Raw genomic sequence first — 24007 nt, forward strand, 5'->3', positions numbered from 1 at the left:
GCTTTCTGTCAGGTCCTACGCCACGTAGTAGCCGGCGACATCCGCCAGCAGGTCCACGGACCCGTTCTTGTTGTAGAAGCTCACCTTTCCGTTCACCACGGGCACCACGACCAGGTTGGGGATGGTGGTCCCGGCGGTGAAGTTGAGGTTGGACGCGGAGGTGCGCTGCGTACCGTCCGGGAAGACGGACACGAAGCTCGCCGCCGTCGGCGCGACCGCCGTGACGTTCAGGACGACGGCCGTGACCCCGGACGCCGGAATCCCGCCCTGCCCGGCCACCTGCAGCGTGACGGTCTGCCCGGCCCCGACCTTCGCCTGGGCCACCCCGAGCCCGGAGCGGGTGTCCATCAGCCGGGTCGGCGTGATCGGCCTGTACGCCGAACCCGTGCCGTCGGTGGTGAAGTAGCCGGCGACGTCGGCGAGCAGGTCGACGGACCCGGACCTGTTGTAGAAGGCGACCTTGCCGTCGGCGCCGACCGGGACGACGACGAGGTTGGGGATGGTCTGGCCGGCGGTGAAGTTGAGGTTCGACGCCGAGGTGCGGGCCGTACCGGACGGGTAGACGGACACGAAGCTGCCGGCCGTGGGCCCGGTCGCGGTCACGTTGAGGACGACGGCGGTGACCCCGGAGGCGGGCACCCCGCCCTTGCCGGTCACCTGAAGCGAGACCGTCTCGGCCGCCCCGACCTTGCCCTGGCGGACGCCGAGCCCGGACCGGGTGTCCATGAGACGGTCGGGCGTGACGGGCCGGTACGTGGCGCCCGAGCCGTCCGTGACGTAGTAGCCCGCCACGTCGGCGATCAGATCCACCGAGCCGTTCTTGTTGTAGAAGTCGACCTTGCCGTTCACGACGGGCACGACCACGAGGTTCGGGATGGTCTGCCCCGCCGTGAAGTTGAGGTTCGTGGCGGAGGTGCGGGTGGTGCCGTTCGGGTACACCGACACGAAGCTGCCCGCGGTCGGCCCGGTCGCGGTGACGTTGAGGGTCACGGCGCTCACTCCCGTGGCGGGGACCCCGCCCTTGCCGGACACCTGCAGTGTGACGGTCTGTCCCGCCCCGACCTGTCCCTGACGCACGCCGAGACCCGAGCGGGTGTCCATCAGACGCGTCGGCGTGAGCGCCTTGTACGTGCCGAGACCGGCGGTGGCGGGCTTGGTGACGGCGAAGGTGCCGCGCGGGTACTCGTAGGAGTCGCGGACGATGACGCTGACGTTCCAGGTGCTCTCGCCGACGGACGTCAGGTCCAGGGTCGCCGTCAGGGTCCGGGCGTCGGGGGAGACGGACACCGTGGTCGCCTTGAGCGTCTGCGAGCCGTTGGTCAGCCGGACGTAGTCCTTCATGCCGAGAGCCGTGCCGGTCACCGTGAGGGTGACGGCCTTGCCGCCCTGGCCGGAGAGCGGCGAGACGGTCCCGATGGAGATCGCCTCGGTGCCGCAGGGGATCGCGTCACAGTCGAGCCGGGCGCTGAAGTCCGTCAGGGGCGCCTTCTCGGGAAGGCCGAGGACGAAGGTGGTGGGCGACGACCCCGAGGTGCCGGACACGCCGCACTGGTACACCCCCGACGAGCTGTAGCACGGGTCGTTGCCCTTGGCGTCGTACAGCCGGGGGACGGCGGTGTCCGTCCGGCCCTCGGTGTCGGCGACCGCCACCTTGAAACGGTCGCCCCCGGCGGTGGGCAGCGCCAGGCAGACCGCCGTGTGCTGCTCGTCGAGCCGGCCCGTGAACGGCCCGTACCCGTAAGGGATGCTCGCGACCCGGGTGCATTCCGGGGCAGGTCCGGCGGGCGTGCCGATGCGCAGCGCGTCGAAGCGGTACGTCTCGGCGGCCTTCAGGTTCGGCGGCACGGTCACCACGACCTGGTAGCGGGTCGAGCCGGTGACCACGCAGGACCGGTTGCGGTAGCCGCAGGTGGTGGCGTTGCCGGACGCGTCGTAGGCCAGGATGTTCGCCGTACCGAGCGGGTCGCGCACGTCGAGGTGCAGGACGTCACCGGCGTTCCCGGTGGTCACCTGGCGGCAGCGCAGCTCGCCGGGGGCGCCCGTCGCGCCCTCGAAGGAGGCACCGCCGACCGCCGTCGCCGGGGTCGCCGTGCAGCCCTTGGCCGTCTCCGTCACGTCCCGGCGGGCCAGGGTGTAGGCGGACGAGGTGTCACGGCCCACGACCAGCACGGTGTGGGCGAGGCCCGGGGTCAACGCGCAGGTGGCGAAGCTGCCGAAGTTCGACCAGCCGTTGCACACCTGCTTGCCGGTGGTGTCCAGGACGGAGAACTGCGCGGCCGCCCCGACGCCGCGCAGCTGCACGTTCTCCTGGGTGGAGTGCGCGTCGGCCGGGATCGTCAGGCAGTGGGAGAAGACTCCGCCGCCGGTGTTCACCCGGGTCAGGGCGCTCGTCGCGGTGAAGTCGCCCTGCGGGAACACCTGGCAGTCGTTGGCGCCGTCCGTGCGGTACAGCACCATGCGGTAGGCGCCGGTGGGCGGCTGGGTGTCCTTGGTGGACACGATCGCGCGGTGCGGAGCCGGTCCGGTCAGGACGCAGGTGCCGGCGAGCAGCTGCTCGTCGCCGCAGACGTAGCCGCCGTCCGCGTCCCAGACGACGACGTCCGGGCGGGGTTCGGGGCCGCCGGTGGGCTTGAGGAGCGCCGCGTGGGCGTTCCCGGGCAGCGGCAGCGTCAGGCAGTCGATCTCGCCGGGGGTGGCGAACGAGCCGTCGTTCGTGCCGAGGGCAGCGGTCACACAGCCGTCCTCGGCGGCGCGGTCCAGGATCAGCGTCGCCTCGTCGGTGGTCAGCGTGTACGTGACACCGGTCGTCAGCTTGCACTCGTCCCACGGCTCACAGACCGTCGTGCCCGCACGGTCGTAGACCCTCAGGCGGGAGCGCTGGCCCTCGGCCGCCACGCCGTACACGTCGTACGTACCGGCGGCCGGCACGGTGAAGGTCTTGCAGCCGGTCGCGGGGGAGGCGGTCGTCGGTGCGGAGCCGTAGGCGTTCACGGGGACGGTCGCGCAGCCCTGGGGGTCCGAGAGGCGGCGGATCTTCAGCGCGTACGCGGCGGGGAAGCCCTCCGACGCGTAGCTGCCCTCGCCGATGATCCGGTACGGGCCGTCACCGGTCAGGACGCAGCCTTCGCCGCCGGCGCTCCGGTCGCAGACGTAGTGGCCGGTCTCGTCGGTGATCAGGCTCTGCTCGTCGCCGTAGACGACCATGTCGAACCGGTGCGTGATGCGCTCGCCCGGCTTGGCCGCGAACGGCTGGCAGATGAGGCCGAGGCGGCTGACGAGGGTGCCCTTCAGCGGCTCCTGGTCCCAGGACGTACCGGTCTCGGGCAGGCAGCCCTCGGTGGTGGACAGCGGCGTGACCGACACCGACGCCTCGTCGGGGTCGATCGAGTTGTTGTCGAGACGCAGCGTGAACTGGCCGGCACGGGCCAGGTCACACCAGCCCGCGCAGTCGAGCCACGTGTCGCCGTCGTAGACGGTGGCGCGGGTTTCGTAGTGGCCGTCGAGCAGCACCCGGTGCATGCCCGGCTTCTCGGCGGTGAAGGTGAAGCAGGCGCTGCCGTTGCCGGCCAGCGAGGCCTTGCCGACGGCGTCGCCCGGGCCGCCGAAGCGGGCGAGGGCGAGCGGCGCGCAGTCCTCGGCGGCGGGCGCCGGCTCGACGGGCGCCTCGGTCGCCGGCTCCGCCGCGGGGGCCGGGCCGGCGGACTGCTCGGCCACCGGCGCGGCCACGGCTTCGGCGGCCCGGGCCGGCGCGGTGGAGAACACCGGGAGGAACAGGGACAGCACCAGTGTGACTACGGCGAGCAAGGCGGTGTACGGCGCGGATCTGGGCGCCGTACACGAAGGTCGTGGCATGGGTCCGGTCCCCCCGGGAGCGGTGGCGATTCACAGGTTCGCCGCGATGATCGCACAGTTGCGCGACATCCCCTTCCGGTTATCCACAGGCCACTTCCGGCCACGGACCGTCGGGATCAGGACCCGTCCGCTCCCCACTCCCCCGCCAGTGCCAGGGACGCCGCCACCCGGGCCGTGACCGTTTCCGCGTAGAGCGTGTCCTCGTGTTCGAAGGCGGGGCGGGAGGGGGAGCGGAGGAAGGTGGTGACGCCCAGGGTGCGGGCCCGGGTGCGGAGGGGCAGGCAGAGGGCGTGGGCCGTGTCGGGGGGCCAGAGGCGGTCGGTGCCGGGGGCCGTGCTGGTGCGGGTGGGGCCCGGGCGGGTGAGGGCCTTGAGCGCCGGGTGGGACGGCGCGTAACGGAGCGGGATGCCGCCGGTGGTGACGGGGGCGACCGGGCCGGGGGCGCCGGCCGGGGTGGCGAGGGCGCGGACGAGGCGGCCGTCGGCGGTGGCGCGGTCGACGAGGACGTGGTCCGCGAAGCCCGCCAGGGCGAAGTCGAGGAGGACCGCCGCGGCCCGCACCGGGTCCTCGCACTCCGCCGCGGCCGCGCTCGCCCGGTGCAGCTGGCTCCAGCGGAACCTCAGCCGGTCGGCGTCCTGTTCGGCGAGGCGGGCGTCGGTGACGTCCTGGAAGAGCCAGCCGACGCCGAGCGGCACCGGCTCCGGTCCCTCGGCGAACGGCGTGGCGAGGCGCACGAATCCGCACCGCCAGCAGCGGCGGCGTTCGCCGCGGGCGCCGCGCAGGGTCAGCCACACGTCGGCGGGTTCGGCCGGCGAGCCGGCGGCCAGGACGTGCTGGAGGGCCGCTTCCAGCTCCTCGACGCCCTGGCCGACGAGGTCGCCGAGCGGGCGGCCGAGGAGCGAGCCGCGGGCGGCGCCGAGGGCCCGGGCCGCGTAGCCGTTGACGACCGCGGGGCGCAGGTCGACGTCGACGAGGACCACGCCCCACGCGGCGTCGGCGAACAGGGCCTCGCTGAGGGCGAGCGAGCGCTCCAGGTCGATCTGGACGTGGACTTCCCCGAAGGCCAGGTAGACGCCCGCCGGCCGGCCGTCGGCCCCGCGCACGCCCGCCGTCTGCGTACGGACGAGGACCCGGCCGCCGTCCTTGCGCAGCAGGGCGAACTCGTGGACCTGGCGGCCCGGCGCGGTCATCGACCGCAGCAGCCGGGCCAGGATCTCCGCGGCGTCGGCACTGCGGGCGGCCCAGCCGTCGAAGCCCCGCCGCCCGACGGCCTCGCGGGCGCTCCAGCCGAGGATCCGCTCGGCCTCCCTGTTCCAGTGTGTGACGGTCCCCGTGGCGTCGAGCGCGCACAGCGCCGCGTCCATCCCGTCGAGCAGTGCGGCGAGCAGATCGGCCCCGGGAACCCCCGGAACCCTCGCCGTGTCGGCCGTGTCACTCGCAGAGCCACTCATCCGGGCACCCCCCGGCATCATTCAACTCGAACGTGACCCAGGACACACCCCTTTCGCGGAAACCGATACGCGGTGGATACGAGGTGACCGGGGAGCGAGGAACGGAGGGAGAGAGGGAGAGGGACAAGGGTGCGGGTGGGCCGGACGCGGGGTCAGTCGTGGATCCGGACCATGCCGCGTTCCGCGAACGGCGCGTAGTACTCCGTGAACAGCCTGCCGACCAGCTCGCCGCGACTGGACACGCCCACCTTCTCGAAGATGCCCTTGATGTAGTCGCGCACGGTGTGCGGGGAGAGGTGGAGCTGCTCGGCGATCTTCCCGGTCGGCAGCCCGCGCGCGATGCACCGGGTCACCTCGGTCTCCCGCTCGGTCAGTTCGAAGGCGTCGACGATCAGCGGCACGATCTCGGAGGTCTTGGCCGGTTCGATCACCACCGCGGACGGGCCGAGCCGGCCGTCGGACTCGCGCAGGCAGGAGGCGTGGCACACCAGCCAGTGGCCGCCCCGGGTGCGCACCCGTACGCGCGCGTGGCCGCGGTCGCGGTCCTGGGAGATGGCGCGGGCCTTGAGGGCGGTGGCCTGGACCCAGGCCGGCACGCGCAGTCCGGCGCTGGCGACGGCCGGGCCGTCGGGGAGGTCGGCGAGGTGGGCGCGGGCGTCGTCGTTGGCGGAGAGCAGCGCGCCGGAGGCGTCGAAGAGGAGCAGGCCGGGGCCGTGGGGCGAGTCCGGCAGGGGCTGCGGCGCGGTGCCCGCGAAGGAACGGAGCTTACGGGCGAGCGGAGTCACCAGGCTCTCGACGAGCCGGGTCTCGGCGGGGCCGAACGCCGGGCGGCCGTGCGCCCGGAACAGGCTGATGTGGCCGTGCGGGCGGCCGCCGACGCGCAGCACGGCCCGTAACTCGTCCTGGAAGCCGCGGGGTTTCATGAAGGAGTGGTAGAGGCTGCTGCGGGCCGGCAGGTCGCCGGTGGCCTCGCGCAGGCCCGCCACCGGCACCCTGGCCTGGGCGAGGTCGCGGAACAGGTTCACGTTCTCCGTGAAGAGCTCGGTCTCCCAGTAGACGGCGCAGCCGTGCTCGTCGAGGTTCTCGGCGCGGATCGGGGCGGCCATCATGCCGGTCTCGGGATCCGTGACGCGCCAGACGGCGGCGTCGTACGGGACGAGCCGGCGCACCTGATGCGACGCCTCGGCGAACATGCCGAGGGCGTCGCCGCTCTTCGCCGCCCGCGAGAGGAGTTCCGCGCGGCCGATCTCGATCCGCTCATGGGTCATCCATCGATCGTGACAGCCGCCGGACGGAGCGCCAACCCCTCACTTGAGGGGTTTCGGACGAGGGGTCGGATGACGGTTTCGGACACGGGCCGGACACCGGATCGGTCACCGTACCGGCCATCGGATCGACAAATGGCGGATTCTGTCTCGGATCCCCGGATCATTTGACGGATAAATCATGGGCGGGATGACCCTCACCGCAACCCCCTCGAATAGGGGGATGAAACGGAGCACACACTCCCGGAGAATTCGGCGGTACGCATTCCGACGGCATGCGGCATGCGGGATCGGGCTGGATCGGGCTTCCGAAGGAACGCGTATGAAGGTGGGCATCATCGGGGCCGGTGCGATGGGCAGGGCGATGGCCCGGCGTGCCGCGCTCGCCGGCGCGGACGTCCTCCTCGCCGACCCCGGCACCGTCCGGGCCGGCCGGGTCGCCCGCGAGGTGACGGCCGGAGCACCCGGGACCGTCACCGCCACCACGGCCCGTTCCGCCCTCCGGCCCGGTCTGGTGATCCTCGCCCTCGACCGGGCCGAGACCCTCGGCTTCCTGCGCTCCCAGCGGCGCTCGCTCACCGGAAAGGTGCTCGTCGAGGTGACCGCGCCCCATCACGAGCCGTGCGGTACGGGGATGGGCGAACTGACCGCCGCCGCGCCGGGTGCCTCGTGGGTGCGGGCCTGCGCCGCCGGGGACGCCGAGTCGATCTACCGGGGGCTCATCGACGGACATCCCGTGGACGTCTTCGTCGCCGCCGACGACGAATCGGCCAAGATCCGGGTGATCGAACTCGCCGACCGGTCCGGTCTGCGCGCACTCGACGCAGGACATCTCGACCGGGCGCGGGTCCTCGACGAATTGACATCTCTGGGTAGGGAAATCAGCCATCGGCTGGCAGCGCCGGAAGGCTGGGGAATAAAGTTGCTGCCCAGTTGGTGAGCGGACGACCAGACCATCGCCCCATTCACCGGCATCCGATCTTGGGGGAAGATCCATGACCAGAGAACCGGCTACATTTCTCGCCCTCGGAGCCCTTGTCGTGCACGGCGCGCGCGGCGAGGTGAAGCTCAGCGGAAACCGCCAGCGCATTCTGCTGACGATGCTGTTGCTGGAGTGCAACCGGGTGGTCGCCGTCGACCGCCTGATCCGGGCCATCTGGGGCGACTCGCCACCGGCGACCGCCCGCAGCCAGATCCGCATCTGCGTCTCCTCGCTGCGCCGCCAGTTCGACGCCGGGGACGTCGCGGCGACCATCGAGACCCACAAGACCGGCTACCGGCTGCGCACCCCGGACACCGGCGTCGACCTGCACCGCTTCGGACAGCTGATATCCCGCGCCAGAGCCGGGGCGGCCGAACACCCCGACCTCGACCTGGCGTTGCTCTACCGAGAGGCCCTCGCCCTGTGGCGGGGGCCTCTCGGCGAAGGGCTCGGCAGCCCGCTGCTCGACACGGTGGCCCTCAAGTACCACGAGGACTACCACTCTGCCCTGGAGGACTGCTACGAGCTGGAGCTACGGCTCGGCTACCACCGCAGGGTCCTCGGCGAGCTCACCCACCACGTCTCCGAGCACCCGTTCCGGGAGACCCTCATCGCCCAGCTGATGATCGCCCTCTTCCGGTCGGGGCGCACCGCGGACGCCCTCGCGCTGTTCCGCGACACCCACCGCCGCTTCCGCGACGAGCTGGGCATCGTGCCCGGCGAACGGCTCCAGTCGATCGAGAGCCTGATCCTCGGCGCCACCGACAAGCCCGTCGCGCAGCAGCCCTGCGCCGACGAGGTCCTGCTCTTCGGGGCCGGGGCCGCCTACCGGGCCGCTGCCCGGACCACCTCGCCGGCGACCCGCCGCTGACCGGTCCTCCCCCTCACCTGAGGGGGGAGACCGGCACGGAGACCCTCCTCCGCAGGGGATGGAGCGGGCCTGCCGCGACGGAAAGACTCGGCTGCGTTCCCAGGCACAGGCACAGGCATACGCACAGGCACGGGCACAGGCCACGGCTCGGCACGACCGCGTGCCCAGCCGGCCGTGCCATACGCGCCGTACGCGCCGTACGCGCCGTACGCGCCACACGCGCCACACGCGCCACACGCGCCACACGCGCCACACGCAGCAGAGAGGGGCCGTCCATGGCTCGCCAGCCGCAGCACTCCGTCATCCAGGACAGCGCCGTGGACCGGCTCGTCACCGAGGTGAAGGGCGAGGTCTTCCTCCCGGACGACCCGGGTTACGAGGCCGAGCTCGACGGCTTCAACCGGATCGGCCGGCACCGCCCGGCGCTCGTCGTGGGCGCCGTCACCGCCGAGGACGTCGCCGCGGCCGTCCGCCTGGGCGCCGAACTCGGGCTGCCCGTCGGCGTCCAGGCCACCGGGCACGGCATCGCGGCGCCCGCCGAGGACGCCGTCCTCGTCACCACCCACCGGATGATCGCCGTCGCCGTCGACCCGATCGCCCGGATCGCCCGCGTCGAGGCCGGCGCCCGCTGGCACCAGGTCATCGCCACCGCCGCCTATCACGGCCTCGCGCCGCTCAACGGCTCCTCGCACCTCGTCGGCGTCGTCGGCTACACGCTCGGCGGCGGGCTCGGCCCGCTGGGCCGGCAGTACGGGTACGCCGCCGACCACGTCACCCGCGTCCACCTCGTCACCGCCGACGGACAGCACCGCACGGTCACCCGCGACACGGACGCCGAGCTGTTCTGGGCGCTGCGCGGCGGCAAGGGCAACTTCGGCATCGTCACCGCCCTCGAGTTCGGCCTCGTCCCCGTCGCCCGGCTGTACGGCGGCGGGCTCTACTTCCCCGGCACCGAGGCCGCCGCCGTGCTCGACACCTGGCGGACCTGGACCGCCGGGCTGCCCGAGACCCTGACCTCCTCCGTGGCGCTGCTCCGGCTGCCCGGGCTGCACCAGGTGCCCGGCCACCCGGCCGGCGAGCTCGCCGTACACGTCCGGATCGCGTTCACCGGCACCCGCGAGGACGGCGAGGAGCTGCTGCGCCCGCTGCGCGAGGCCGGGACGCTGCTCGCCGACACCGTCGGCGAGATGCCGTACAGCGCGGTCGCCGAGATCCACCAGGACCCGACCGAACCCCTGCCGTACCACGAACGCAACATCGTGCTGCGGGAGTTCGACGAGGGCGCGCTCGACGCGCTGCTCGCCGCTGCCGGGCCCGGCAGCGGCTGCACCGACCCGATGGTGGAGGTGCGGCACCTGGGCGGGGCGCTGTCCCGGCCGGCGGCCGTACCCAACGCGGTGGGCCGCGACGGGGCGTTCACCCTGTCCACGCTGTCGCTGCCGGGCTCGCCCGACGTCGTCCTGGGCCGGCTCGCCGGCTGGTCGACCGGCCGCCGCTACCTCAACTTCCTCGCCGGCGCCGACACCGCCCGGTCCGCCGAGGACTGCTTCGACCGGGCGGCCTTCGCCCGGCTGCTCCAGGTCAAGAAGCGGTACGACCCGCACAACGTCTTCCGCCTCGGCCACGCTCTGCTGCCCGAGCCCTCCTGACGCCCCGGCCCGGGCCCCCTCCCACGTCACGCCACCCCAAGCCCCCTCCCACGTGACGCCACCCCAAGCCCCCTCCCACGTCACGCCACCCCAAGCCCCCTCCCACGTGACGCCACCCCAAGCCCGATCCCACCGCCCCCGCCACGCCCTCAGCCAAGCGACGCCCAACGCAAGGCCCGCTCCCCCGGCTCCGGGCGGGCCCGGCTCCTCCCCCGGCCGCGCCCGCCCGGACCCTCGCCGCGACCCCGTACCGCTCGCAGCCCTCCCCTCGTCGCCACCTCCGCCCGCAGCCCCTCCCTCCGTCGCCGCCTCCGCCCGCAGCCCCTCCCCCTCGTCGCCGCCTCCGCCCGCAGCAGCCCTCTCTCCGTCGCCCCGTCGACCCCCTCGACCCCTCGCCCCTGTCGCCCCGCCGTCTCCGTAGGAGGAGACCCATGACCACCGACCAGGCCGTGTCCACCGCCCCCGGGCAGCCGACCGCCGTCCTCAGCGCCCGGTCCGCCGGGCTGCGCTACGGCGCCCTGTTCGGGCCCGCCGTCTTCGGCGTCACCGCCGCCGGAGTCGCCCTGCCCGACGTCGCCAAGGCCCTGAACGCCACCCCGGCCGCCGCCGCCTGGGTGCTCACCGCCCACGCGCTCGCCCTGGGCGTCGGCACCGCGCTCTTCGGGCGGCTCGCCGACGCCAGGGGTGTGCGCGCCTCGCTGCTCGTCGGCTCGCTCGTGCTCGCCGTCGGCACCGTCGTCTGCCTGCTCGCCCCGAGCATCGGCGTCCTCGTCGGCGGCCGCTTCGTGCTCGCCGCCGGATCCGGCGCCATGACCTCCGGCGCGCTCGCGCTGTCCGCGTCCGCTCCCCCGGCCGACCGTCCCAAGGTGCTCGGCGGGTTCGGCGCCACCATGGCCGTGTTCTCCGCCGGCGCCACCCTCGCCGGCGGCGCCTTCACCCAGTGGGTGAGCTGGCGGATCGCGCTCGTACTGCCCGCGCTGTCGCTGCTCGCCGTGCCGCTGTGCCTGCGCGCCGCCGCGGCCCGGGCGGGCAGCGGCCGCCGGCTCGACCTGCCCGGCGCCGTGCTCCTGACCGTCGCCGCCATGTCCTTCCTGCTGCTCATCCAGTCGTACGCGCTCGGTCTCGCCGCCCCGCTCGTGACCGGGCTCGCCGTCGCGCTCCTGGTGTCCCTGGCCGGCCTGGTCCGGCGGGTGCGCACCGTGGAGGGCTCCTTCGTGCCGCGCCGGCTGGTCGCCGACCGGGTCTTCCTGCGCGCCTCGCTCACCGGCGTCGGCGCCTATGCCGGCCTGTTCGCCGCCATGTACCTGGTGCCGCAGATCCTCGTCGGCGGGCACGGCTGGAGCGTCCTCGCCGTCGGTACGTGGCTGCTGCCCGGCGCGGTCGTCGGCGCCGTCCTGTCCCGCTTCGCGGGCAGGTTCGCGGGCGGCAGGGCCGGTTCCGTGCTGCTCGGCCTGATCGCGCTCGCCATGGCCGGCGTGCTGGCCCTGTCGGCCGCCGTCGGCAACCCGGCGCCGCTGCTCGTCGGCGCCTCGCTCGGCTTCGCCGCCTTCGCGGTCACCCAGGTCATCACCACCGCCCTGATGTCCGCACACGTCGAACCCGCCCTGCGCGGCGGCGCGATGGGCCTGCTCAACCTCACCTTCTTCGTCGGCGGCGGCGTCGGCAGCGCCACCGCCGGCGCGCTCGTGAAGTCCATGGAGCTGACGAGCGTGCCGGCCGTCGTCGCGGTCTTCCCGCTGATCGCGGCCGCGACCGCGCTCACCCTCCGTACCGGCAGGGACTGAAACGCCGCCAATACACCCGCGATAGGCGCCGACCGAAGGATGGGTCCGTCGGCGCCTCTTCGCGTTGAAGGAGACCAGCACTCGCCATGAACGACTCCCCGACGACCCCGGGCGACACCGCGCCCACCGCATTCGACCTTCACCTACGGAAGTCGATGGCCTGGCACTTCGGTGCCGACACCGGCTCCCCCTTCTGGCTCGCCAAGCGCGAGAGCCTCGGCTTCGACCCCCTCACCGACGTCCACGGCCTCGCCGACCTCACCCGCTTCCCCGACGTCAGCGCCGAACTGCGCACCGTGCCCGTGGGCGACCTCATTCCGCGGGGCCTGAAGGACCGCGTCTTCCGCGTCTACGACTCCGGCGGCACCACCGGCTCGCCGAAGCGGATCGTCGACAGCGCCGCCCGGGCCGAACTCCTCGTCTGGGCCCGTGAACGGCTCCTCGCGAGCGGAGTGCCCGCCCGGGGCGACTGGCTCCACCTCGGCCCCAATGGTCCGCACGTCATCGGCTACGACGTGTCCCGCTACGCCGCCCTGTCCGGCGCCCTCTTCCACACCGTCGACCTCGACCCGCGCTGGGTGAAACGTCTCCTCGCCGACGGCCGCGAGGACGAGGCCGAGCGCTACGTCCAGCACCTGCTCGACCAGGCCGAGACCGTCCTCACCAGCCAGAAGGTCGCCGTCCTCAGCTCCACCCCGCCGCTCCTGGAGGCCCTCTGCGCCCGCCCCGCCCTCTACGAGCTGGTGCGCGAGCAGGTCGAGGCCGTCATCTGGGCCGGCACCTCCATCAGCGCCGAGAGCCTGCGCACGCTCGACCGGGAGTTCTTCCCCGACGCGGCCGTCGTCGGCGTCTACGGCAACAGCCTCATGGGCGTCGCCCCGCAGCGACCGCCCGTCGACGGCGACCGCCACCCGTGCGTCTTCGAGCCGTACCCGGCCACCACCCGGCTCGAACTCGTCGACGAGGAAGGCCGGCCCGTCGCGTACGGCGAGCGCGGCCGCGTCCGGCTGCACCTGGTGGCCGAGGAGATGTTCCTGCCGAACGTCCTGGAGCGGGACAGCGCGGTCCGGGTCCCGCCGCGCCCCGGCTCCCCCGTGGACGGCCTCGCCGACGTCCGGACCTACCACGCCGTCGACGACGTGCGCGTGATCGAGGGGGTCTACTGATGCCGGGCACACCAGCCCCGGACGCCCGGCCGGTCGTCGTCGACCCGCTCGTCTGCGGGCGGCCCGTCACCAGCGCCGACCGCGTCCGGCTGCCCGACGTGCGCGGCGGCGACCTCGCCGACGTCGGCGCCGCCCCGCGGCTCATGGCGCTCTCCGCACTGCGCGAGCTGCGCCGGCACGCCGACGGCGTTCCGCCGGGGCAGGAGCTCTTCGACGAGGCGGCCACGCTCTTCGAGGAGGCCGAGCTCGACGGCGAGACGCCCGAGGAGTACGCGGCCCGCGTCTCGTACGCCACCGGGCTCACCGCCGCCGCCGTCGCCCAGTCCGTCCGCGACCTCGTCGACGAGCTGCGCGAACTGTCCCGTACGACCGCCGCCGAGCTGCCCGCCACCGGCTTCGCCGCCGATCCCACGGCCGGCTCGGGGACGGGCTCCGGCAGCGGCTCCGCGATCGGCTTCGCCACCCGCTGGGTGCCGCGCGGCCGGGTCTTCGCGGCCGTCATGGCCAGCAACCACCCCACACCCCACGTCACCTGGGCGCAGGCCCTCTTCCACGGCTACAGCGTCGCCGTGAAGCCCGGCAGCCGCGACCCGTTCACCGCGCTGCGGCTCACCCGGGCGCTGCTCGCCGCCGGACTGCCGCCGCGCAAGCTGGCGTTCCTGCCGGCCTCGCACCGGACCGGCGAGTTCCTGCTCAAGGAGGCCGACCGCGGCATCGTGTACGGCGGCGACAGCGCCGTACGCCGCTGGCAGGGCGACGAGACGGTCGCCGTACGCGGGCCCGGGCGCACCAAGGCGCTCCTGGACCGCGACCCGGACGAGGCGATCACCGCGCACCTCGCCCTCTCGGCCTCCTACGACGGCGGCACCCGCTGCACCAACCTGTCGGCGGTGCTCACCACCCGGCCCGTCGCCGAGGTCGCCGACGCGCTCGCCCGGCGGCTCGCCACGCTGCCGAGCGTGCCCGTCACCACCGCCACCGCCACCCTCCTGGTCGCCGACCGGGAGCGGGCCGCGCGGATCCGCGCCCAGGTGGACGAGCTGCGCGCAGCGCCCGGAGTGACCGACCACAGCGCCCGGCACGACCCGGCCGGCGGGGAGACGGTCGTCGAACTCGCCGACGGCTCCCACCTGCTGCGGCCGCTGGTGCTGTCCGTCGAGGGGGTCCACCACCCGGCCGTCGGCACCGAGCTGCCGTTCCCGTTCGTGGTCGTCGCCCCCTGGACGCCGGCCGACGGCGTGGCGCCGCTGCGCGAGTCGCTCGTCCTCAACCTGCTCACGGACGACGAGGAGCTGGTCGACGCGGCCGTGCGCGAACCGAGCGTCCGCAAGATCACGCGCGGCGCGGTCCTGCCCTGGACGGCGGTCCCGGGCATCCCGCACGACGACAACTACACGCAGTTCCTGCTCGAACCCAAGGGCGTCGTGGCCACCGCCTGACGCCCGTCCCCCGCGAGGAAGGAATCCCCTGTGTCCCATGGGTCCGTCAAGCGACGCGACATGGTCAGGCTGACGGCGGGCGCGGCACTCGCCGCATCCGCCGCCGCGGTCCCGTTCGCCACCGGCGCCGTCGGAGGCGACGACACCCCCACGACGGCCGGCGGCGGCCACCCGGACCACGCCGCCGACGGCGACCACACCGAGACGTACCAGGGCCGCACCATCCGGGTCGCGGCCGGCGGCGCCGTGTTCATCGACGGGCGCCCGCTGCACCTCATGAAGTTCGCCGACGACGCCTACCTCAGCTCGCTGTGCCACTACGAGATGGCGCCGACCCCGCTGCACGCCGCCCGCCGCGCCGTCGAGGAGCTCCGCGGCGCCCGGCTGCTCCCGACCGCCCACGGCGCCCACGTCATGGACGCCACGACGGCCACCTGACCCGACCGGCCCGAAACGGAGCTCCTCATGGTGCACGTACGCAAGAACCACCTCGACATGACGGCCGAGGAGAAGCGACGGTTCGTCCACGCGGTCAAGGAGATCAAGCGCAGAGGGATCTACGACCGCTTCGTCGACCTGCACATACGCGTCAACTCCCGGGACTACCTCGACAAGGTGACCGGCAAGCGGCTCGGCCACATCAACCCCGGCTTCCTGCCCTGGCACCGCCAGTACCTGCTGCGCTTCGAGCGGGAGCTGCGGAAGGTCGATCCGCGCGTCACGCTCCCGTACTGGGACTGGACCACCGACCACGGCGAGGACTCGCCGCTGTGGGCCGAGGACTTCATGGGCGGCAACGGGCGGCCCGGCGACCGACGCGTCATGACCGGCCCGTTCGCCCGCGACAACGGCTGGGTCCTCAACGTCAGCGTGGTCCCCGTCGGCGACGAGAACCCCGCGCTCAACGGCAACTACACCCACGACGACCGGGACTTCCTCGTCCGCGACATGGGCACGCTCACCGACAGGCTGCCCACCCCGAAGCAGCTCGACGACACCCTCGCCCTGAAGGTGTACGACTCGGCGCCGTTCAACCACACCTCCGGCAGCGAGCCGCCGTACGCGAGCTTCCGCAACCACCTGGAGGGGTACACGAAGTTCGCCTGGGAGGAGGCCGCGGGCAAGCTCCACGCCGCCGGTCACGTGTGGGTCGGCGGCCACATGATGTACATCGGCTCGCCCAACGACCCGGTGTTCTTCCTCAACCACTGCATGATCGACCGTTGTTGGGCGCTGTGGCAGGCCCGGAACCCCGAGGTGCCCCCCTACCTGCCGCTGAAGCCGACCACGGACGTCCCCGACATCAACACCCCGCTGGGGCCGTGGCACACGATGACGCCGAAGGACCTCCTCGACCACACCAAGTGGTACCGCTACGACGACTGACACCCGACGGGCGCCGGACCGCGGTCTCCTCCCGGGGAGGCCGCGGTCCGGCGTCTCGCCGGCTAGGCCGTTTCTTCCGGAAGAGACGGCCTACGCCCATGTGGTGTGCGTGAAGCCGAGGGTGGTCAGTCCCTCGGACCGGCACAGCCGGTCGGAGGGGCCGTCCACCTCGGTCTGGACGAGCTGGTAACCGGCGCCCTGGGACCGGCCCCAGTGCATGGCGGCCCGCCACAGGAGTCGTCCCAGGCCCTGGCCCCGGGCCTCGGGCAGGACGGCGAAGTACGGGGGCATGAGCTGGGGCCGGCCGGCCGGGTCGGGCCGCACCTCCATGGGGCCGATGGCGCCCGCGACGCGGCCGTCGACGGCGGCGGCGAGGACCGGGCCGCACCGGCCCGCCTGCATCCGGGTGTGGAGGAAGTCCAGGCCGTCCGCGGCCATGGCGGCGGCGAACGGCGCGAAGGTGTCCTGCACGGCGGCCGGCCAGGCGGTGACGGCGCGCACCGGGCCGCCCGGGGCGGGGCAGGGGCGGGCGGTGAGGTCCTTCAGCTGGATGCGGGTCCCGCGCGGGTGCGGAGCCTCGGGGCCGGAGGGGCGTACGACCCGGGCGCCGACCGCGCCGTGCGCGGCGGCGAGCTTCGCGGCCAGTTCCGCCGCTTCGTCGACGACGCCGTCGCGGAGCCCGTAGGCGTAGACCCTGACGGTGCCGCGCCCGTGCCGGGTCAGGGTGGGCACGAGGGTGTGCTCGGGGTGGTGGACCACGTCGTCGCGGAGGACCCTCTCGTCCTTCTCGCCGCCCCAGCGCCGGTCCTTGTCGTAGGGCAGGAAGTCCCCCGTGACGGCCGCGCGCAGGATGTCCTCGAAGATCTCGACGGTCAGGGCGTCGGGATGGACCGGACCGAGAGTCGGCACGATCGGCGCGGTCAGTACGGGCCGGAGCCAGTCCCAGCGGAAGAACATGAGCGGCACCCTAACGGTGAACCGGGCAGGGCTCGGGCCCCGACGCGGGTGCGCCGGGGCCCGGGCGGGGTCGGCCAGCCTACTTCTCCAGGCAGAACTCGTCGATCGGGTAGCCGACGTGCCGGTCCTCGCTCGGCAGGTAGCCGAGGACGATGTCGCCCGGCTTCAGCTCCGTGCTGTTGAGGACCACGCCGTTCGGGCCGAGGACCCTGACGTGCCAGTCGTCCTGCAGGATCAGGTTCACCCGCTGCCCGTCGGGCGCCTCGGCGTCGATGGAGATCAGCGGGCGGGACTCGATCTTCACCCGGCCGACCGTGACGAGCCGTGTGTTGCCCTTCACGTCCACGGCCGTGACCTTGCTGCCGGCCCTGAGCTCGCTGAGGTAGTTGGTGCGCTCGTCCTTCCCCAGCGTGTACGAGTGAATGGCGCCGGCGTTCACCCGGAAGGGGCGGGTCGGCATGTACGGCAGCGGGTGGGTCTCGCTGACGCAGAGGATCATGCCCTTGGAGTGCGAGCCGACGAGGATGCCCTCGTCCTCGCGGAAGTGCGTGCAGGTGTCGACGCAGGCACGCTCGCCCATGCCGATGTGGGTGGTCCCGACGATCCGCAGCTCGGTGAGGCCGACGTTCGGCACGTCGGCCTCGGCGGCCCGCTTCAGGGCGGCGGTGTCGCCGACCTTCGCCGGCGCCATCATGACGCCGTCGGAGCCGTGCTCCAGGACGCCGAAGATGATCTCGGCCTCCTCGACGTCCTGGGCGACCGTGACGAGCGAGCCGGTCGCGCGGGCCGCGGCGGCGATCACGATCTCCAGCGGGATCTTCGTGGGGTCGCGGAACAGCAGCACGCTCCAGCGCTCGGTGCGCGCCGACTCGCACGCGTCCTCCAGGGTGGGCGCGTCGACGATCTCGACGAACCGGCCGAACTCCAGGTCCGGGTGGCGCAGGGCGAGTTCGGCCGGGGTGACGCCGTGCCTGGCGGGGTCGACGATGACGACGGTCGCGTCGCCGAAGTCCTCCGGCAGCGGCCTGCCCTGCGGGAAGAGCACCTTGGTCACGGTCGGCGGCAGGTCCTTCAGGTCCGCGGCGTCGTCGGCGACGACCGCTTCCACGCGGTGGTGCAGGGCCTCCTGGAGGATCGCCTCGCGGGCCTCGCCGAGCGAGCGGATGTCGAGCCAGCTGATCTTCACGGAACTCTCCTGATCTGTCGGTGTGCTCTGCGGGGCGGCGGTGCGCTGCGGGGGCGGTGGTGCGCTCTGCGGGGCGGCGGGTGTTCGGCCGGGTGGCGGTGCGCTCGGCGGGACGGCGGTGCGCTCGGCGGGGCGGTGGTGCGCTCTGCGGGGCGGCGGATGTTCTGCCGGGCGTCGGGTGCTCTGCCGGGCGGCGGTGCGCCGGGCGGCCGCGGGGCTCTAGAGGGCGGCGGTGGGCCGGCCGTGTACGAGGTCGGAGAGCTTGTCGGTGAGGGCGCCCGGGTTCGGGGCCTGGAAGACGTTGCGGCCCATCGCGATGCCGGCGGCGCCGCCGGCCAGGGCCTCCTCGACATAGGCGAGGGTGGCGGCCTCGTCGTCGTTGCGCGGCCCGCCGGTGACGACGACCGGGACGGCGGCGGTGGCGGTGACGTCGCGCATCGCGGCGACGGAGCCGACGTACGGGCTCTTGACGACGTCGGCGCCGAGGTCGGCGGCGAGCTGGACGGCGTGGGCGACGAGCGCCGGGTCCCGCGGGTTGTCGACCCTGGGCCCGCGCGGGTACATCATCGCGAGCAGCGGAACGTTCCAGCGGTCGCAGGCGTCGCCCACCGCAGCGAGGTCCGCGATCTGCTGCCGCTCCTCGTCGGAGCCCAGGTTGACGTGGACGCTGACCGCGTCGGCGCCGAGCCGCAGGGCCTCCTCGACGCTCGCCACCAGGTACTTGGCGTCCGGGTCGGGGGCGTGCACGGTGCTGGCGCTCAGGTGCAGGATCAGCGAGGTGTGGGCGAACCACTCGGGGTCGATCCGCCGCAGCGCGCCCTTGTGCAGCACGACGGCGTCGACGTGGTGCCGGGCCAGGTCGCCGACGAGCGCGCCGACCCGGCTGCCGCCGGTCACGGGGCCGTCGGTGACGGAGTGGTCGAGCGGAACGACGAGCAGCCGGTCCGGGGCGTGGCGGTGCAGCCTGCGCAGCCGTAAGCGGCGTGCGAAGGACAACTGGTCGGTCGTCATCGGTACTCCCGGGAGGGTGGTCAGGGCCGGGTGGCCAGGGTCAGCGGGGTGTCGCCCGGCGCGGCGTCGAGCTCGAACTCGGTGTGCAGGAGCCGGACCGCCCGGTCCGCGTCGGCGCGCGGCACGGTCACCGAGATCCGCAGCTGGGAGGCGGAGAACGCGCCGGCGGCGATGCCCCGGCCGGACAGCGCGGACAGCATCCGGGCCGCGTACTGGGGGCGGCTGAGCAGGCCCTTGCCGACGATCGACACCTTGGCCACGGAGTCGTCGACGGTGAGCGCGCCGGCGCCGTCGGCGGCGTGCGCGGCGAGGAACTCGCGTACCGCCGCGACCCGGGTGTGCGGCACGGTCAGGCCGATCGTGTGGCCGCCGCCGCGTTCCTCATGCACGGAGGTCATGTCGGCGGGGACGGCCCGCCGGCCCAGCTCGCGGAAGACCGTGAGCGCCGGGTTCTCGGCGGCGCCGGCGGTGCGGACGGTGACCCGTGCCGCGTCCTGATCGTGTACGACCGCCATGACGGCGGCCTGGGTCTCGAGCATGTCGTCTTCGTCCTTCGCGTGGATGCGGGTGCCGGTCTCGCGGGCCGCCGCGTGGCCGACGTGGATGTCGAGGCCGCACAGCGCGGCGAGTTCGACCGCGCGGGAGTGCATGACCTTGGCGCCGGCGAAGGCCATCTCGGCCATCACGTCCATGTCGAGCCGGGGCAGCAGCCGGGCCGCGGGCACCACCCGGGGATCGGCGCTGAGGACGCCGGGGACGTCGGTGTAGATCTCGCAGTGGGTGGCGCCGAGTTCGGCCGCCGCGGCGACGGCCGTGGTGTCCGAGCCGCCGCGGCCGAGCGTGACGACGTCGCCGCGCGCGTCGACGCCCTGGAAACCGGCGAGGACCACGACCCGGCCCGCGTCCAGCAGCCGCTCGGCGCGTTCGGTGTCGATCGCGACGATCACGCCCGCGCCCGGCGGCCCCGAGGCGAGGATGCCGGTCTGGGCGCCGGAGAGGGCGGTGGCGGGGGTGCCGAGGCGCTGCAGGGCCATCGCGGTGAGCGCGGCGGAGGCCGCCTCGCCGGTCGCGAGCAGCTGGTCGACCTCGCGGCCGTCGGCGTCGGGGTTGATCTCGCCGGCGGTGCGGATGAGGTGGTCGGTGGTCCTGCCCCGGGCGGAGACGACGACGGCGACGCGCCGGCCGGAGGCGGCGACGCGGGCGACCCGGCGGGCCACCCGGCGCAGGTGCTCGGTGGTGGCCAGCGAGCTGCCGCCGAACTTCTGCACCACTGTGCCCATGACTCCTCCGCCCGTCGGTGACCTCGTGCCACCGAGCCAACCCGAGGGCCGTATCGGACCCCGTATCGCGCGGGCTATCCGGAGCGCATCGGGCTCGCATCGGAGCGTGACGAGGGAAGCCCGCGGAGAGCCCGGGCGGGAAGCCGGGCGGAAGCCGAGCGAAAAAAGGGGTTGATGGAGGTGCGGAGGGGTTCTTAGGGTGTGGGCACACGCGAAAGGAGGTGATCCGAAAAAATGGTTTCTTTTCGGACTCGTGAGGTGACTGCGGGCTAAGGCCTGCCGTCGCACTCTGTGCACCTCGGCAGGCCTTCTGCCGAACACCAACGCAGTCACCCGACCCGTGGGCCGCCGGTCAGTCCGGCCGGCTCCCGTCCGAACCTAGGCGGACGGGACCAAGGCCCACGGGTCGTCTGCGTTCACCGCGGGAAGCCGGCTCAGGGCGACAGGCGCTCGACCCGCCAGGTCTCCCCGTCCCGTACGTAACGCAGCCGGTCGTGCAGCCGGTTCTCGTGCCCCTGCCAGAACTCGACGGTGTCCGGTACGACGCGGAAGCCGCCCCACTCCGGCGGCACCGGCACCTGCTCGCGCTCCGGGTAGCGGGCGGCCAGCTCCTCGTACCGGGCGAGCAGCTCGGCCCGCGACTCGATCACCGAGGACTGGTGGCTGGCCCACGCGCCCAGCTGCGAGCCGTGCGGCCGGGTGCGGAAGTAGGCCACCGTCTCGTCCCGGCCGACGCGGGCGGCGCGGCCCGTGACGACGACCTGGCGGGCCAGCGGGTGCCAGGGGAAGAGCAGCGAGACGTACGGGTTGGCGGCCAGCTCGCGACCCTTGCGGGAGCCGTAGTTGGTGAAGAAGACGAAGCCGGCCTCGTCGTAGTGCTTGAGCAGCACCGTGCGGGAGGAAGGGCGGCCGTCGGGAGTGGCGGTGGAGACGACCATCGCGTTCGGCTCGTGGATCGCCGGGCTTGCGGCGGTCTCCTTGAACCAGCGCGCGAACTGTTCGACCGGTTCGGGTGCGAGGTCGGCCACGGTGAGCTCCATGGTCCGGTACTGCTCGCGCATGTCGGCGGGATCGAGAGCGTCGGGATCAAGAGCGTCGGTCACGGGCCCATCCTGCCGTAGTGGCGCAGTCTGCCCGGCACCGCGTGCCGCTAACCCTTCCTCCCCGGAACGGCGCAGTGTGCCGGATGTCACGCTTCCCCGCATCATCGGAACCGTACAGACTCATGCGCTGGATCCCTGTTGCGTCTGACCAAGACCACCGGTCGAATGATTGATCATCGATCAGCCGTTCCCCACGACTGATCCTCATTGCTGGAGGAGCCGCCCCATGTCCGACTTCGTACCCGGGCTCGAAGGAGTCGTCGCGTTCGAGACGGAGATCGCCGAACCCGACAAGGAGGGCGGCGCCCTTCGCTACCGCGGGGTCGACATCGAGGACCTGGTCGGTCACGTCTCCTTCGGCAACGTGTGGGGCCTGCTGGTCGACGGCGCCTTCAACCCGGGTCTGCCGGCGGCCGAGCCGTTCCCGATCCCGGTCCACTCGGGTGACATCCGGGTCGACGTGCAGTCCGCGCTCGCCATGCTCGCGCCGGTCTGGGGCCTCAAACCGCTCCTGGACATCTCCGCCGAGCGGGCCCGCGACGACCTCGCCCGCGCCGCCGTCATGGCGCTGTCCTACGTCGCCCAGTCGGCGCGCGGCCAGGGCCTGCCGATGGTGCCGCAGCGCGAGATCGACAAGGCGCAGTCGGTCGTGGAGCGGTTCATGATCCGCTGGCGCGGCGAGCCGGACCCGAAGCACGTCAAGGCCGTCGACGCGTACTGGACCTCGGCCGCCGAGCACGGCATGAACGCGTCCACCTTCACCGCCCGCGTCATCGCCTCCACCGGCGCGGACGTGGCCGCGGCCCTGTCCGGTGCCGTCGGCGCCATGTCGGGCCCGCTGCACGGCGGCGCGCCGTCCCGCGTCCTCGGCATGATCGAGGAGATCGAGCGGACGGGCGACGCGACGGCGTACGTGAAGCAGGCGCTCGACAACGGCGAGCGGCTGATGGGCTTCGGCCACCGCGTGTACCGCGCCGAGGACCCGCGCGCCCGCGTCCTGCGCCGCACGGCCAAGGAGCTCGGCGCGCCGCGCTTCGAGGTCGCCGAGGCGCTGGAGAAGGCGGCGCTGGAGGAGCTGCACAACCGCCGCCCGGACCGCGTCCTCGCCACGAACGTCGAGTTCTGGGCGGCGATCGTGCTCGACTTCGCCGAGGTCCCGGCGCACATGTTCACGTCGATGTTCACCTGCGCCCGTACGGCGGGCTGGTCGGCGCACATCCTGGAGCAGAAGCGCACCGGCCGCCTCGTGCGCCCCTCGGCGCGGTACACGGGCCCCGGCCAGCGGGACCCGCGCGAGATCGAGGGCTACGCCGACATCACCGGCTGACCGTCCTTGACCAGCAGGTCCGCGTGGTGGCGGGCCGCCGCGAGCGGGTGGGCGCGCAGCTTGCCCTTCAGCTCGTTGAAGCCGTACTCGGCGAACAGCGGATTCGCCGGGTCGGCGGTCACGCCGGGCGCGGAGGCGGCGTACGGGAATTCCAGCGGGGCGATCCGCGCGTCGAGCCGCGGGTTGTAGAAGAACGGGACGGAGAACCGCTCCGTCGCTCCGGGCGGTGACACCACGCGGTGGTTGGTGGCGACGAGATAGCCGTTCGTCGCCACCTCCAGGAGCTCGCCCAGGTTCACGACGAACGCGCCCGGCAGCGGCGGCACGTCGTGGAAGACGCCGTCCTCCCGCTCCACCTGGAGCCCGCCCACGTGGTCCTGCAGGAGCAGGGTGAGGAAGCCGTAGTCCTTGTGGGCGCCGACGCCCTGGTCGTCGCCCTCGCCGCTGCTGCCGGGGTAGCGGACCAGCTTGAGGTGCGGGTGGGCGCGGGCGCCGAAGGCGTCGTCGTAGAAGTCCGGCGCGGCGCCGATGGACGTGAGCAGCTCGTGCAGCAGCCGCTCGGCGACGCCGGACAGCCGCTCGACCCAGTTGAGCGCCGCCAGGCGCAGCTCCGGCAGCGCCTCGGGCCACTGGTTGGGTCCCTGCAGCCACCAGTACGGCGGTTCTCCCGGTGCCGGTATGTGCGCGGGACGCTCGGCCCCGATGTCCAGCTGGTCCCGCCAGTCCCTGGCCCCGCCGGTGCGCTCGTCGCCGATCCGGGTGTAGCCGCGGAAGTGCGGCGAGTTCGTGGTGTCGAGCGCGAGCCGGTCGCCCTCGGGCAACGCGAAGAACGCGTGCATCGCGTCGGTCAGCGCCCGGGTCTCGGCCTCGGTCACACCGTGCCCGACGAGCTGGAAGAAGCCCACGTCATGGGCGGCGGAGTGAAGCTGTGCGTGCAGCAGACGACGGGCCTGGGGCCCGCGGTCGGCGGCGGAGAGGTCGACGATGGGAAGCTGCGAGGGGTAACTCATGATCTGCGTCCGCGGTGGGTGTACGGCGCCCGGGATCCGGATGTGCGGCAGGTCGTGCCGTGTCGTGTGGTCCGTACCGGGCGATGGGTGGGGCGTGGGGTCAGGGATGACCCGGACAGCCCATGCTCGCGACGCGGAGGAAGTCCACGTGGCGGCGACGTACGAGCGAAAGCATGCGACCAGCGTACTGCGGGGCCGCGGGGGCGGCTGTGGCCCGCGTCACGCGGGGGCCGGGGCGCGCACCCCCGTGCCTCCGGAGTCCGGATCGGGCCGGGTGGCGCACCTCCA

The 24007-nt window shown here is 73.4% G+C and carries 18 protein-coding genes; 9 read left to right on the forward strand and 9 right to left on the reverse strand.

Going from position 1 to position 24007, the window contains the following annotated elements; all coding sequences use genetic code 11:
- Window positions 1-15: 15 nt before the first annotated feature.
- From ACFVGS_RS32685 to ACFVGS_RS32695, 3 genes are all read right to left on the reverse strand, one after another.
- On the reverse strand, window positions 16-3783 hold the full coding sequence (locus tag ACFVGS_RS32685) for a hypothetical protein (RefSeq protein ID WP_385695604.1): 3768 nt from the start codon (window positions 3781-3783) through the stop codon (window positions 16-18).
- Between the two features lie 185 nt (window positions 3784-3968).
- Window positions 3969-5303 carry a PAS domain-containing protein gene (locus tag ACFVGS_RS32690; RefSeq protein ID WP_384418486.1) on the reverse strand — a complete coding sequence of 445 codons (1335 nt, stop codon included), beginning with the start codon at window positions 5301-5303 and terminating at the stop codon, window positions 3969-3971.
- Window positions 5304-5455: 152 nt separating this feature from the next.
- Window positions 5456-6571, reverse strand: coding sequence for a LuxR C-terminal-related transcriptional regulator (locus ACFVGS_RS32695; RefSeq protein ID WP_384418484.1), 1116 nt, complete (start codon window positions 6569-6571; stop codon window positions 5456-5458).
- 319 nt (window positions 6572-6890) lie between these two features.
- Between ACFVGS_RS32695 and ACFVGS_RS32700 the strand changes: the two genes are divergently transcribed.
- From ACFVGS_RS32700 to griF, 8 genes are all read left to right on the forward strand, one after another.
- Window positions 6891-7508, forward strand: a complete 618-nt coding sequence (locus ACFVGS_RS32700; RefSeq protein WP_385695607.1) for an NAD(P)-binding domain-containing protein — start codon at window positions 6891-6893, stop codon at window positions 7506-7508.
- Between the two features lie 55 nt (window positions 7509-7563).
- Window positions 7564-8421, forward strand: coding sequence for a BTAD domain-containing putative transcriptional regulator (locus ACFVGS_RS32705; protein ID WP_385695609.1), 858 nt, complete (start codon window positions 7564-7566; stop codon window positions 8419-8421).
- A gap of 275 nt (window positions 8422-8696) precedes the next feature.
- A complete protein-coding gene (locus tag ACFVGS_RS32710) occupies window positions 8697-10070 on the forward strand; it encodes an FAD-binding oxidoreductase (protein ID WP_385695612.1) in 1374 nt (457 codons plus the stop codon).
- A gap of 431 nt (window positions 10071-10501) precedes the next feature.
- Window positions 10502-11854 (forward strand): MFS transporter, encoded by a 1353-nt coding sequence (locus tag ACFVGS_RS32715; protein WP_385695615.1) that lies wholly within the window; start codon window positions 10502-10504, stop codon window positions 11852-11854.
- A gap of 86 nt (window positions 11855-11940) precedes the next feature.
- Entirely contained in the window at window positions 11941-13020 is a 1080-nt protein-coding gene (locus ACFVGS_RS32720; RefSeq protein ID WP_385695618.1) for a phenazine biosynthesis protein, read from the forward strand.
- A complete protein-coding gene (locus tag ACFVGS_RS32725; protein ID WP_384418467.1) occupies window positions 13020-14459 on the forward strand; it encodes an aldehyde dehydrogenase family protein in 1440 nt (479 codons plus the stop codon). The genes ACFVGS_RS32720 and ACFVGS_RS32725 overlap by 1 nt, the downstream gene beginning before the upstream one ends.
- 30 nt (window positions 14460-14489) lie before the next feature.
- Window positions 14490-14897 carry a tyrosinase family oxidase copper chaperone gene (locus tag ACFVGS_RS32730; RefSeq protein ID WP_385695620.1) on the forward strand — a complete coding sequence of 136 codons (408 nt, stop codon included), beginning with the start codon at window positions 14490-14492 and terminating at the stop codon, window positions 14895-14897.
- Between the two features lie 27 nt (window positions 14898-14924).
- Window positions 14925-15845, forward strand: a complete 921-nt coding sequence (gene griF, locus ACFVGS_RS32735; protein WP_385695623.1) for a grixazone synthase — start codon at window positions 14925-14927, stop codon at window positions 15843-15845.
- A 90-nt stretch (window positions 15846-15935) separates the two neighbouring features.
- Here the strand turns inward: griF and ACFVGS_RS32740 are convergent, their stop codons facing one another.
- The 5 genes from ACFVGS_RS32740 to pdxH form a co-directional block, all read right to left on the reverse strand.
- Window positions 15936-16802: a GNAT family N-acetyltransferase gene (locus ACFVGS_RS32740; RefSeq protein WP_384418458.1), complete on the reverse strand. Its 867-nt coding sequence runs from the start codon at window positions 16800-16802 to the stop codon at window positions 15936-15938.
- Window positions 16803-16881: 79 nt separating this feature from the next.
- Window positions 16882-17988, reverse strand: coding sequence for a 3-amino-4-hydroxybenzoic acid synthase (griH, locus tag ACFVGS_RS32745; RefSeq protein ID WP_384418455.1), 1107 nt, complete (start codon window positions 17986-17988; stop codon window positions 16882-16884).
- A 219-nt stretch (window positions 17989-18207) separates the two neighbouring features.
- Window positions 18208-18999, reverse strand: coding sequence for a 2-amino-3,7-dideoxy-D-threo-hept-6-ulosonate synthase (locus tag ACFVGS_RS32750; protein WP_384418453.1), 792 nt, complete (start codon window positions 18997-18999; stop codon window positions 18208-18210).
- A 20-nt stretch (window positions 19000-19019) separates the two neighbouring features.
- Window positions 19020-20279: an aspartate kinase gene (locus ACFVGS_RS32755; protein ID WP_385695627.1), complete on the reverse strand. Its 1260-nt coding sequence runs from the start codon at window positions 20277-20279 to the stop codon at window positions 19020-19022.
- Between the two features lie 434 nt (window positions 20280-20713).
- Window positions 20714-21340, reverse strand: a complete 627-nt coding sequence (pdxH, locus tag ACFVGS_RS32760) for a pyridoxamine 5'-phosphate oxidase (protein WP_384418494.1) — start codon at window positions 21338-21340, stop codon at window positions 20714-20716.
- A 268-nt stretch (window positions 21341-21608) separates the two neighbouring features.
- Between pdxH and ACFVGS_RS32765 the strand changes: the two genes are divergently transcribed.
- A complete protein-coding gene (locus ACFVGS_RS32765) occupies window positions 21609-22709 on the forward strand; it encodes a citrate synthase 2 (protein WP_384418447.1) in 1101 nt (366 codons plus the stop codon).
- On the opposite strand, the gene ACFVGS_RS32770 is transcribed toward ACFVGS_RS32765, so the two are convergent.
- A complete protein-coding gene (locus tag ACFVGS_RS32770) occupies window positions 22688-23719 on the reverse strand; it encodes an isopenicillin N synthase family dioxygenase (protein ID WP_384418444.1) in 1032 nt (343 codons plus the stop codon). The genes ACFVGS_RS32765 and ACFVGS_RS32770 overlap by 22 nt on opposite strands.
- Window positions 23720-24007: the final 288 nt, after the last annotated feature.

The sequence above is a fragment of the Streptomyces sp. NPDC127114 genome (assembly GCF_042677525.1).
GTDB lineage: Bacteria > Actinomycetota > Actinomycetes > Streptomycetales > Streptomycetaceae > Streptomyces.